The following is an 11,633-nucleotide window of genomic DNA, read 5'->3' on the forward strand; positions in this document are numbered from 1 at the left end:
CGGGCGCAGTCGGTGCTCATAGCAGGGCATACCCTGTGTACGTCCGGCGATGAGTGCGCCGTCCGCCGACCTGACCACTGCTCGCTACGGTTTGCTGGCCGCTCTCAGTCTCGAAGACAGCCGCCGCATGCGTTGTAGAAGCGCACGCGGCCTTGTTCGGCTGCATGCCCTACACGAAGGCTCAACTGCGCAATGCAGCCACCCGTTGCGACAGTTTCTTCGCCGAAACGCCGGATTTGGCACCCAGCTCCTGCGCAAACACCGACACGCGCAGTTCTTCCAGATCCCAGCGCAGCGCCTGCCACTCTTGGCGGTTTTGCAAACCGCGCGCGGCGGCCTCTGCCACTGCATCCACGAAGGGTTTGAGCTCGAGCATGCGCGCCTGGTCGCGCGCAGGATCGCGCTTTGCGCGCTCGGTGCGCAGGATCATCGCCCTGAGGTAGCGCGGATAATTGGCCAATGCGTCGGCCGGCGTGTCGCGCAGGAAGCCCGCATGCACCAACGCGCGCAGTTGCTGCTCCATGTCATCCAGATTGCCGCGTGCCCAGCCCATCAACGGTGCTTCCAGCAGTGGCTTGAGTGCGGCCACCGCGCCCAGGATGCTTTCGGCCAACTTCAAGCGCTCCATCGCTTCGCCGAACAGCCGCTTGCTCGCATCGTCGCGGCGCTGCGCAAATGCGCCAGGGTCGCGAATGGCGCCCAGGCCATCGGCCAGCACGGCATTGAGCGCCGCATCGACCAGATCGCCACGCAAGCGTTCCTGCGATTCGATCGCCGCATACAGCAGCCCGGTCTTGGGCGACACCGGCAATTGCTTGCGTGCCTGCTTGATCTTGTCGGCCAATGCGATTTCCAGCAGCCGACGCACGCCGCACGGATGCGCCCGCATCGCTTCGTTGCGGTCGGCAAAGATACGCAGCGCAGCAGTTTCGCCCTGATCCACCAGCGCCGGATACGCCGGCACGCCGGCCTCGCCGGCCACCTGCTCGGGAATCGGCGCGCTGGGAAAATCGCGCAATCCTTCGGCGGCCAGCGCGCGCCCGGCCCGTGCGGCAAACGCCTGCCCGGCACGTTCTCCGTAGCGCGCGCGCAGCCCGTCCAGATCGCGCGACTCGGCCAGCACCTTGCCCTCGTCATCGCGCAGGCGCAGGTTCATCAGCAGGTGCGTGTCCAGCGCCTGCTCATCGAAATCCAGCGCCGTCACCTGCGTCCCGGTAGCCTTGGCCAGAAAGCGCGCCAGTTCGCCGCGGATATCGTCGGCCGAGGCAACGCTGTAAGCCTCGTAGAACGCGCGCCCGAAATCCGGTGCCGGCACGTAGTTGCGGCGCTGCGCCTTGGGCAGGCTACGAATCAACGCAGACGCCTTGTCGGCGACGAAGCCCGGGGCCAGCCACGATAGCCGCGCTGGATCCAGCGCATTGAGCAGGTGCAGCGGCACCTCCAGCGTCACGCCGTCGTCGACGGCACCCGGCTCGAAACGGTAATGCAACGGCAGGCGCGCATCGCCGAGCGGGAAATACTTCGGAAAGCGATCGGCTTCGCTGCCTTCGCCCGGCAGCAGGTCGTTCAACGACCAATGCAGGCTGCGGCGCTTGTCCGGCGGCAAGGTCTTCCACCACGCATCCAGACCGCTGGCCGAATGCAACTCGGCCGGAATGCGATCCAGATACCAGCGCGCCTGCCAGCCTTCGTCGGCGACGATACCGGCGCGACGCAACTTGGCCTCTTCCTCGCGCGCCTGTTCGAGCACCTTGAGATTGTCGGCCACGAAGGCGGCCCGCGTATTGATTTCGCCCGTCACCAGGCCCTGGCACACGAACAGGTCATGCGCTGCGGCCGGGTCGATCTTGCCGAAATGCACGGGCTTTTTCGGCGCCAGCACCAGTCCGAACAGGCTGATCTGTTCCGAAGCGACCACCTGCCCCTGCGCACGCGACCAATGCGCATCGAAATGCTTGCGCGCCAGCAGATGCGGCAGCTCGGCGATGGGCCAGTCCGGCTCGATCGCGGCATTGGTCATGCCCCAGACTTTCTGCGTGTCCAGCAACGTGGCCGCCAAAATCCACGGCGGCGGTTTGCGCGCCAGCGCCGAACCCGGGAACGGCACGAAGCGGCGTTGCCGCGCGGCCAGATAGTCGCCCTTTTCCGTGCGATGGCCGATCTGCGTCGGCAGCCCCGCCAACAGTGCGCGATGCAGCGCCTGATACGCCGCCGCACGTTCGCGCTCGCTGCTGCGCGCCGGCGCTTCGCCGGGCTCGGCCTGCTTGTTCGCCGCCGCCGGCGCGGGTGTTGCAGGCGCTGCGTTGGGATCGGGCTTGCCTTCGCGCGCCAGTCGCGCAGCACGGTGAAGCTGGCCACGCGTGGGCCGGTTGGCGTTATGGCCGTCCTCGCGGACCGGCGCGCCGGCACCGGCCAGCAGCGGCGCCAGCATCACATTGGCCGGCTCTTCGCTCCAACCTAGTTCTTCGCACAGCAAGCGCAGTTGTCGATGCAGCTCGCGCCACTCGCGCATGCGCAAGAAACCGAGGAAATGCCGGCTGCACCAGTCGCGCAGCTTGGACTGGGTCAGATCTTCATGCACCTGCCGGTACGCATCCCACAAGCGCAGGATGCCAACGAATTCAGAGCGCGCATCGGCAAACAACGCGTGTGCGTTATCGGCGGCCTCGCGCGCTTCCGGCGGGCGCTCGCGCGGATCCTGGATGCCCAGGAATGCGGCGATGATGATCATCTCGCGCAAGCACCCATGTTGCTGCGCGGCCACCAGCATGCGCGCCAGCTTGACGTCCACCGGCAGGCGCGCCATCTGTCGCCCAGTGGCGGTTAGACGCCGCTGCGCGTCGATAGCGCCCAGCTCCAGCAGCTGTTGCCAGCCATCGGCCACCGCACGTTCGTCGGGGGCCTCCAGGAACGGGAAATCTTCGATCCTGCCCAGCCCCAACTGCAGCATGCGCAAGATCACCCCGGACAACGAGGAGCGTCGGATTTCCGGATCGGTGAACGCCGGACGCGCGGCAAAGTCCGCTTCGGCATACAGCCGGTAGCAGATGCCCTCGGCAATGCGCCCGCAACGGCCCATGCGCTGGTTGGCGCTGGCCTGCGAGATCGGCTCGATATGCAGACGGTCCAGCTTCTGGCGCGGGCTGTAGCGCTTGACACGGGCAAGCCCCGGGTCCACCACATACCGGATGCGCGGCACCGTCAGCGAGGTTTCGGCCACGTTGGTGGCCAGTACCAGGCGCCGCCGCGGACCCGGATTGAATACGCGGTCCTGATCGGCTGCCGACAGCCGCGCGTACAGCGGCACCACTTCGGTTTCGCGGTATTTGCGCCGTTCCAGCGACTGGTGCGCATCGCGAATCTCGCGCTCGCCCGGCAGGAACATCAACACGTCACCGCGCGGGTCGATGCGGGTGATTTCGTCGATGGCCGCCACGATCGCATCGTTGACACTGCGCTCACCGTCGCGGCCGCTGCCGTGTTCGCCGTCTTCGCTTTCGCCCGCATCGCCTTCGAGCGGGCGATAACGCACCTCGACCGGGAAGGTGCGGCCTTCCACGCTGATCACCGGCGCATTGTCGAAGTGCTGTGCAAAGCGCTCGGTATCGATGGTGGCCGAGGTGACGATCAACTTCAGATCGGAGCGCTTGTGCAGCAACTGCTTGAGATAGCCGAGCAGGAAATCGATGTTGAGGCTGCGCTCGTGCGCCTCGTCCACGATGATGGTGTCGTAGGACGACAGCCAACGGTCGCTGGCGATTTCTGCCAGCAGTATGCCGTCGGTCATGAACTTGATGCGTGACTGATCGCTGACGCGATCGGTGAAGCGCACCTGGAAGCCCACCGTCGTGCCCAATGGCGTCTTCAGTTCCTCGGCCACGCGCGCGGCCACTGCACGCGCGGCGATCCGGCGTGGTTGGGTGCAACCGATCATCCCGGCGGCTCCGCGCCCGGCTGCCAGGCACAGCTTGGGCAGCTGGGTGGTCTTGCCCGAACCGGTTTCGCCGGCGATGACCACCACCTGATGGTCGCGGATCAGCGCGATGATGCGCTCGGCCTCGCGCGCGATGGGCAACTGGTGGTCCAGCGTGATCGCCGGCTGCTGCTCGGCCCGCGCCTGGCGTTGTGCCTGCGATGCCGCCAGCGCCTGCTGAACGCCTCGCGCACCTGCGGGTTGCCCGGCTTGCCCTGCCAGCGTGACCATAGGCCCAGCAGGCGGCCACGGTCGCGGCTCATCGCGCCATCCACGGCACGGCGGCGCTCACGCAAGGTCTCGGCAAGGGTGGAGTCGATAGCGCTCATTGATCGAAAAATGTGAAAAATTGAATGACGTTTGATCCTTTAGCCTGTCTATTGTGACGCCATAACTGTTCTGTCAGACATCAACCCTCAGAAGGACCCTTCCATGTCCAAGAAAAAGAACGCCAACAAGCCCGTCATCGTCAACGATGCCCTGCCGGTTGCAGCCGCCTCGGCGCCGCATATCGATATCGGGATCAAGGACGCCGATCGCAAGCAGATCTCCGACGGTCTGGCCCGCTACATGGCTGACGCCTTCACCCTGTATCTGAAGACCCACAACTTCCACTGGAATGTCACCGGGTCGATGTTCAACTCGCTGCACACCATGTTCGAAACCCAGTACACCGAACAATGGGCGGCGCTGGACGAAGTGGCCGAGCGCATCCGTGCTCTGGGCTACAACGCGCCGGGCTCGTATCGCGAATTCGTCGCGCTGACCTCGATCCCGGAAGAGCCGGGCCTGAGCGACAGCGCCGACTGGCGCGAAATGGTGCGCCAGCTGGTCAGCGGCAATGAAGCGGTCTGCCGCACCGCCCGCAAGGTGCTGGGCACCGCCGACGATGCCGGCGACGATCCGACCGTGGACCTGCTGACCCAGCGTCTGCAGACCCACGAAAAGTACGCCTGGATGCTGCGCTCGCTGCTGCAGTAAACCCTCTGGGCTTCGCCCCCTGCGGGTTTGCCCAAGGTTTTGCAGTTGCGAAACCTTGGGCCCCAGCTCAATTGCCTGCCACACCCCGCGCCTTCGGCGCGCCCTCTGACTCAGGGGGCGCAGCCATCTCCGCTTCGCGGACATGTCCCCCAACATTCGCAGTGCAAACGTTGGGCCCCGCTACGCATCTCCACACCCCGCGCCTTCGGCGCGCCCCCTGACTCAGGGGGCGCAGCCATCTCCGCTTCGCGGACATGTCCCCCAACATTCGCGGTGCAAACGTTGGGCCCCGCTACGCATCTCCTTACCCCGCGCCTTCGGCGCGCCCCCTGGCTCAGGGGGCGCAGTCATCTCCGCTTCGCGGACATGTCCCCCAACATTCGCGGTGCAAACGTTGGGCCCCGCTACGCATCTCCACACCCCGCGCCTTCGGCGCGCCCCCTGACTCAGGGGGCTATGGGTGGTTAGGTTCACGACGATGGCGCATGATGTACAGGTTCTGCAGGACGCCACAGTCTTTTGCCACACCCTCTGCATCAATTGCCGGGAATTAAGCCCCTATCCCATCGGGAAAGCGTTGGGGTGAGGGGACGGGGCGAAGCCTCATGGCGCTGACTGCGCACAAGACTTCACACACTGCCGGCCATCCGCCAGCCGCATCACGGCAATCCCTGATGCCTCTTCGCGTCGTCCCACCCAGCATCTGCCCGGCCAGGGCTTGACCCGCACGGTATCCTAGGCGGATGTCTTCCCCCGCCCACGAACTGCTCAGCCGCGTCTTCGGCTACAACGACTTCCGCGGCCCGCAGCAGGCCATCGTCGAACACGTCGCTGCCGGCAACGATGCCCTGGTCCTCATGCCCACCGGTGGCGGCAAGTCGCTGTGCTACCAGGTGCCGGCGCTGCTACGCGACGGCATCGGCATCGTGGTCTCGCCGCTGATCGCGCTCATGCAGGACCAGGTCGAGGCCCTGCGCCAGCTAGGCGTGCGCGCCGAATTCCTCAATTCCACCCTGGATGCAGAAAACGCCCAGCGCGTGGAACGCGCCCTGCTGTCCGGCGACCTGGACCTGCTCTATGTTGCGCCCGAGCGCTTGCTGACCCAGCGCTTCCTTTCGTTGCTGGAACGCAGCCGCATTGCGCTGTTCGCCATCGACGAAGCCCACTGCGTCTCGCAATGGGGCCACGATTTCCGTCCGGAATACCGCCAGCTCACCGTACTGCACGAGCGCTGGCCGCACATTCCGCGCATGGCGCTGACGGCCACCGCCGACCCGCCGACCCAGCGCGAAATCGCAGAGCGCCTGGATCTGGTGGACGCGCGCCACTTCGTCAGTTCCTTCGACCGCCCCAACATTCGCTACACGGTGGTGCAGAAGGACAACGCGCGCAAGCAGCTGCAGGAATTCCTGGGCCGTCATCGTGGCGCGGCCGGCATCGTGTATGCGATGTCGCGGCGCAAGGTGGAAGAAACCGCACAGCAGCTGTGCGCGCAAGGCTTCAATGCACTGCCCTATCACGCCGGCCTGCCGGCAGAGGTGCGTGCAAAAAACCAGCGCCGCTTCCTGCGCGAGGACGGCATCATCATGGCCGCCACGATCGCTTTCGGCATGGGCATCGACAAGCCGGACGTGCGCTTTGTGGCGCACGTGGATCTGCCCAAATCGCTGGAGGGCTACTACCAGGAAACCGGCCGCGCCGGCCGCGACGGCGACCCGGCCGAGGCCTGGCTGTGCTACGGCCTGGGCGATGTGGTGCTGCTCAAGCAGATGATCGAACAAGGCGAAGCGGCCGAAGAGCGCAAGCGCCTGGAGCGCGCCAAGCTCGACCACCTGCTTGGCTATTGCGAATCCATGCAATGCCGCCGCCAGGTGCTGCTGGCAGGCTTTGGCGAGACCTATCCCAAACCCTGCGGCAACTGCGACAACTGCCTGACCCCGGCCGCCGCGTGGGACGCCACGGTGGCCTCGCAGAAAGCGCTCAGTTGCGTCTACCGCAGCGGGCAGCGTTTCGGCGTGGGCCATTTGATCGACATCCTGCGCGGCAGCGAAAACGAACGCATCAAACAGCTGGGCCACGACCAGTTGAGCACCTACGGCATCGGCCGCGATCTGGACGAACGCACCTGGCGCGGCGTGTTTCGCCAGCTGGTGGCCGCCAGCCTGCTGGAAGTCGATAGCGAAGGTCACGGCGGCCTGCGCCTCACCGATGCCAGCCGTCAGGTACTCAAGGGTGAGCGCCAGGTCATGATGCGCCGCGAAAATCCGGCTGCCGGGCGCGAGCGTAGCGCGCAGCGCACCGGCCTGCCGGTGCAGCCGCAGGATCTGGCGCTGTTCAACGCCTTGCGTGGCTTGCGCGCGGATCTGGCCAAGGAACAGAACGTGCCGGCCTTCGTGATCTTCCACGACAGCACCTTGCGCAACATCGCCGAGCAACGGCCAACCAGCATCGATGCGCTGTCGCGGGTGGGCGGCATCGGCGGCGGCAAGCTGGCGCGCTACGGCGCGCAATTGATCGAGATCGTGCGCGACCAGGGCTGATGCAGCAGCGTGTGTCAACACAACACCGCGCACGCCACAAAAATCCGCAAGATCGACAGCGCGCATTCAATCAGCCGTTGCTAGTTTCACAGGGCGAGCTGGCACGCGCTGCCAGCCCCTCTTCGTAGAGTCCAACCGATGAAACGCAGCCTGCTTGTCCTGGTCACTCTGTTTGCCGCCGGCAGCGTCGCCGCTGGAAGTGCGTTGGCCCAAGCCAGCGACGGCAGCCCCGAAACGGCGACCGCACGTTCGCTGGACCTGAGCATTCCGCAAGCCCCGGTGCAGCTCCGCTCCGACCCGGAATACAGCAACGACCCGCCGGGCACCTTCTACGGCGACAAGAGCGGCCCCAAGCCGGCGCTGGCCCGGCCAAGTGCCGCTTCCATCGCTGCCGAACGCGCCGAGCAATGCCAGGGCAAGCTGCATGGTGCTGTCGAGACAGGCCTGGGCTATTCCAGCCGCGGCGGCAACAGCAACTGGCAGGCGGTGAATTTGAATTCCTGCAAGACCTATTACGACGACGACGGGAAGGCGCACCAGATTGGCGTCAGCATCAGTGTCGGACGTGGTGAGGGCTCCATTTTTGGCCCGCGCTATGCACCTGGTGGCTATGGTCCGGGCCCGTTCGGCTGGTAACCATACGGCAAGGTGTGCGTTGACAGAGGGTTCACTGCCGCATCGCTGAGAATGTGGCCTGCCTTACGAGACCAGCTCATGCCACAGAACAAGGAACGGCCGGTTGTCTTCGTTGTCGAAGACGGCGACGGAACCCGACAGCTCAGCTGCCTTGTGCTGGAGAGCTATGGTTTCACTTGCCGCAGCGCCGGCTCGGTCGAAGAAGCCTTGGCCCTGATCGAAAGCGACCCGCGCGTGGACGTGCTGTTTTCCGATATCCATTTCCCGGGCGGCTTGACCGGTGTGGACTTGGCGCTCAAGACCGCGCATGCGCCGTACAACCTGCCGGTGCTGCTGACTTCCGGCCTGGCGGTCGAATATGTGGAAGAGATCCTGCCCGACGGCGTGGCCTTCCTAGAAAAGCCCTATACCCCTGAGCAACTGCTGAGTGCGATCCGCAGCGTGATGGCCAAGCACCGCGTGCTGGCCACGCCAGTCGCGTAACACGAGCGGCCGCGACTGGACGGTTGCCCACAATCCCGGTATTAAATGCCGGCCCTCGCGCGATGCGGCGGCAACGGGGATTGACCACGACACGGTAGTACCACAGACGCGGCGCATCGCCCGGCTGGCAGTACCGTGTCTTAACACCAGGGGAAAACATGAGACATCTAGTGACCGCAGCCATTGCCATGGCTGCGCTAAGCGGTTGCGCCACGGTCATGGACGACGCGACCCAGCCAATTCGCATCGACACCAAGACCGCCGACGGGCAGCTGGTTTCCGGCGCCGACTGCGCCATCAGCAACGACAAGAGCCGGGTCACGGTGAAGTCCGGCCAGACCGCACAAGTGCGTCGTTCCGCGCGCGATCTGGAGGTGACCTGCGTGCTGCCCGGCCAAAGTGATGCCGCGGGCCGTTCCATCTCGCGCGCCAACATGGGCATTTGGGGCAACATTCTGATCGGCGGGGCGATCGGCGCCATCGTCGATCACAGCAAGGGCACCGGTTATACCTACCCGAGCTGGATCCAGTTGGTGTTCGGGCAGACGCTGAGCTTCGACCGCCATCGTGAGCACCGGGGCCAGCCGCTGCAGGGTGAGAACGCGCACGGTGTGGTGGCGACACGCAATTCCAGTTCCGGCAGCCCCACGCACGCGTCGGCGGTCACCCTGCCATTGCCGAGCGAACCGGCAGCCTCCGAGCAGGCAGTCGTTACGGCAGTGCCTGCGGCAGCCGCAGGCAACGCTGGGCCTGCAGGCCCAGCGATGTCGACCGACTCGGCGGCCAGCCGCGCCCAGGGCATCAGCAATGGCCTGCAATGCGGCACCGTGCAGGCCACCAGCGCCACGCGCTTCAGCGCGGTCTGCAGCAGCGGCACCACGGTGCAGATCGATTGTTCCGGTTTCCGCTGCACTTCCACGTTTCAGTGATGCGGTGAGCGGTGAGCGGTGGGCACAGGCCCACGGTCATGCACAAGTCGTCGCGACGGCTGTCGGAAACGTCCCGACAGCTTGTCGGCTCTCGCCCGATTTACGTGACCGATGCCGCATTTAAACTGCAGCTACCGGACGCGAGGCCTGTTGGGCCGCTCAACTCGCGGGGCGCAGAGCACGCCCCTGCCGGAACACGGAGGAGCGAAGGCGCGAAGGCGCGAAGGCGCGACAGAATGGTCGCGCTTTCCCCCCACGATCTGCGCGTGCGTTCGTCCGTGCAGTCGTTTAGCAGGAAACGATTGCCGCCCGGCTCCATGCATGGAAGGCCAGTCGCGTCCTGCAATTGACCGCAGTGCAATTGTCATTGCAATCGCCCATCGGCTCCCCGGCACTCACTCCACGCAGCATGCCGATGTGCGCGTATCACTGTGCAAGCGCCTGCTTGGCCACCCCCTGATGCACGGGGCGATGCTTCCCGAATCACGCTGCAGAGGCACACTCCGACTCGTGCAAGGTGACTATTGCTGCATCGATCGATGCAAGGCAACGTCCGCCTCCGCGTCGCGCACGTAGATGCCCTGGGTCATCGAAGCGGCGGAAACATCCGCCTGCTTCTGCAGCACACCATGCATTTCACGCGATCAAGCAGGCTGCTCGCTAGGCTAACGTCATCGCAGCGCTGTGCTGCGCAAGACTGTCAGGAGTTCCGCATGGGCGACAATTCGTTTTTATCTCCGGCCTTCATCATCCTGGTCATTGGTGTGATTGCCGTGGTGCTGTTTCTGGTCACGCGTGCCAAGAAAAAGCGCAACAAGAAATAATCGCTGCATGCGCTGCTGGCCGTGACTGAGCACACGCGCACCCAGCGCTACGTGTTGACAGCGGCTGCAGCCGCTCACTCCGTGCTGCAGTCAGAACCGCTCGCCTGCCGGCAGGTAGCGCCATTCGCCGATCGCCAGCTTGCCCAGCGGCACCCGGCCCACGCGCAAGCGGCGAATGCTCACGACCTCCAGGCCCACTTGGCCGCACATGTCGCGCAGTTGGCCGGGCTGCACGTGCTTGATTGCAAACCGCAAGCGGTCTTCGCTTTGCCAGCTCACCTTGCAAGGCGGGAGACTGCGCTGTTGGTAGACCAAGCCATGCGCCAGCCGCGCCATTCCGTAAGGGCGCAACTCACCCCGCACTTCCACCAGGAATTCCTGCTCGATCGTGCCAGCGTCAGCGCTCAGCCGGCGCAGCACGCGGCCATCCTGGCTCAGGATCAACAGGCCGCTGGCCACCTCTTCCAGCGGCAGCGGTGCATGTAAGCGTAGGAAGTGCCGCTTCAGCACACGTACGTCGGACTGATCCAGCGCGCTGCGCGTTGCCGGCGTGGCAAGCGCCAGCGCGGCATCGACGCAGACGCCTGCCGGCTTGTGCAGCAACAAGGTGGCGGGCTCGGCAGGCACCGGCACCGCATTTTCGGCCAGGGTGACCTGCGCCGCGGTCGCTAGCGCCTGCGGTTCTTCGACCACCACGCCGTCCACGCTGACCCACCCGCCCTCGATGTAGTGCTGGGCCTCGCCACGCGAGCAGCCGAACGCGGCAGCCACACATTTATCGAGACGGATCGGATCGGACATCGGGCGAGCTCAGCATCAGGGGACGGCAGTGTACGTGCTGGCTGTTTGCCCGCGTGAGTCGCGGCCCAACGCATCGGACGGTGCGCCTGCGCAGGCCGGCACTGCCTGCTATCGACGCAATGGCAAACTCCGTGTGCACCCAGACACCGGCAAACGCTTCTGCACCGCACGACAACGTGGGAAACTCGAAGCTCACACAGGAGATCGCAGATGTTTATCCAGTTCGGCACCGCCCGGGTCCGCCTCAACCATATCTCTGTCATCAGCGACCCCTTCAACGCTGGCGAAAGCTTCGGGTCGTACTGCCACTCGGTTCGGGTCGGGCTGATCTCCGGCGAAGAAGTCTTTGCGCGCTTCAACAGCGAGAATGGCGCCAAGCAACTGCACGCAGACGTGCTCGCTGCGCTGGAAGCCTGAGCAAAGAGTGATCGCCATCGCGGCGCGCTGCGTGCGCACCCGATGGCCC

The 11,633-nt window shown here is 65.3% G+C and carries 8 protein-coding genes and 1 pseudogene; 7 read left to right on the forward strand and 2 right to left on the reverse strand.

The genetic code is table 11. The features are described from left to right. Positions 1-181: 181 nt before the first annotated feature. A pseudogene (gene hrpA / locus ACCQ03_RS15800) lies at positions 182-4,302 on the reverse strand (ATP-dependent RNA helicase HrpA). 103 nt (positions 4,303-4,405) lie between these two features. Between hrpA and ACCQ03_RS15805 the strand changes: the two are divergent. The 6 genes from ACCQ03_RS15805 (at position 4,406) to ACCQ03_RS15830 (ending at position 10,366) form a co-directional block, all read left to right on the forward strand. Further along, on the forward strand, positions 4,406-4,954 hold the full coding sequence (locus ACCQ03_RS15805) for a Dps family protein (protein ID WP_017155541.1): 549 nt from the start codon (positions 4,406-4,408) through the stop codon (positions 4,952-4,954). Between the two features lie 743 nt (positions 4,955-5,697). Then, positions 5,698-7,494: a DNA helicase RecQ gene (recQ, locus tag ACCQ03_RS15810; RefSeq protein WP_150146736.1), complete on the forward strand. Its 1,797-nt coding sequence runs from the start codon at positions 5,698-5,700 to the stop codon at positions 7,492-7,494. 138 nt (positions 7,495-7,632) lie between these two features. Then, a complete protein-coding gene (locus tag ACCQ03_RS15815; RefSeq protein WP_017155539.1) occupies positions 7,633-8,130 on the forward strand; it encodes a hypothetical protein in 498 nt (165 codons plus the stop codon). A gap of 78 nt (positions 8,131-8,208) precedes the next feature. Beyond that, on the forward strand, positions 8,209-8,613 hold the full coding sequence (locus ACCQ03_RS15820) for a response regulator (protein ID WP_008578047.1): 405 nt from the start codon (positions 8,209-8,211) through the stop codon (positions 8,611-8,613). A 170-nt stretch (positions 8,614-8,783) separates the two neighbouring features. Continuing rightward, positions 8,784-9,542: a hypothetical protein gene (locus ACCQ03_RS15825; RefSeq protein WP_237377087.1), complete on the forward strand. Its 759-nt coding sequence runs from the start codon at positions 8,784-8,786 to the stop codon at positions 9,540-9,542. 539 nt (positions 9,543-10,081) lie between these two features. Beyond that, a complete protein-coding gene (locus ACCQ03_RS15830; RefSeq protein WP_209225640.1) occupies positions 10,082-10,366 on the forward strand; it encodes a hypothetical protein in 285 nt (94 codons plus the stop codon). A 90-nt stretch (positions 10,367-10,456) separates the two neighbouring features. On the opposite strand, the gene ACCQ03_RS15835 is transcribed toward ACCQ03_RS15830, so the two are convergent. After that, on the reverse strand, positions 10,457-11,167 hold the full coding sequence (locus ACCQ03_RS15835) for an rRNA pseudouridine synthase (RefSeq protein WP_017155536.1): 711 nt from the start codon (positions 11,165-11,167) through the stop codon (positions 10,457-10,459). A 210-nt stretch (positions 11,168-11,377) separates the two neighbouring features. Here ACCQ03_RS15835 and ACCQ03_RS15840 point away from each other — a divergent pair, with 210 nt between their 5' ends. Beyond that, positions 11,378-11,584 carry a hypothetical protein gene (locus tag ACCQ03_RS15840; protein WP_057659588.1) on the forward strand — a complete coding sequence of 69 codons (207 nt, stop codon included), beginning with the start codon at positions 11,378-11,380 and terminating at the stop codon, positions 11,582-11,584. Positions 11,585-11,633 lie beyond the last annotated feature (49 nt).

The sequence above is a fragment of the Xanthomonas sp. NCPPB 3569 genome, from assembly GCF_041475645.2.
In the GTDB taxonomy this organism is placed as follows: Bacteria; Pseudomonadota; Gammaproteobacteria; order Xanthomonadales; family Xanthomonadaceae; genus Xanthomonas; species Xanthomonas phaseoli.

Bases quoted from the DNA above. Each gene is read 5' to 3' on its own strand.
- ACCQ03_RS15805 (WP_017155541.1), top strand. From the start codon at position 4,406: ATGTCCAAGAAAAAGAACGCCAACAAGCCCGTCATCGTCAACGATGCC.
- recQ (WP_150146736.1), top strand. From the start codon at position 5,698: ATGTCTTCCCCCGCCCACGAACTGCTCAGCCGCGTCTTCGGCTACAAC.
- ACCQ03_RS15815 (WP_017155539.1), top strand. From the start codon at position 7,633: ATGAAACGCAGCCTGCTTGTCCTGGTCACTCTGTTTGCCGCCGGCAGC.
- ACCQ03_RS15820 (WP_008578047.1), top strand. From the start codon at position 8,209: ATGCCACAGAACAAGGAACGGCCGGTTGTCTTCGTTGTCGAAGACGGC.
- ACCQ03_RS15830 (WP_209225640.1), top strand. From the start codon at position 10,082: ATGCAAGGCAACGTCCGCCTCCGCGTCGCGCACGTAGATGCCCTGGGT.
- ACCQ03_RS15835 (WP_017155536.1), bottom strand. From the start codon at position 11,167: ATGTCCGATCCGATCCGTCTCGATAAATGTGTGGCTGCCGCGTTCGGC.
- ACCQ03_RS15840 (WP_057659588.1), top strand. From the start codon at position 11,378: ATGTTTATCCAGTTCGGCACCGCCCGGGTCCGCCTCAACCATATCTCT.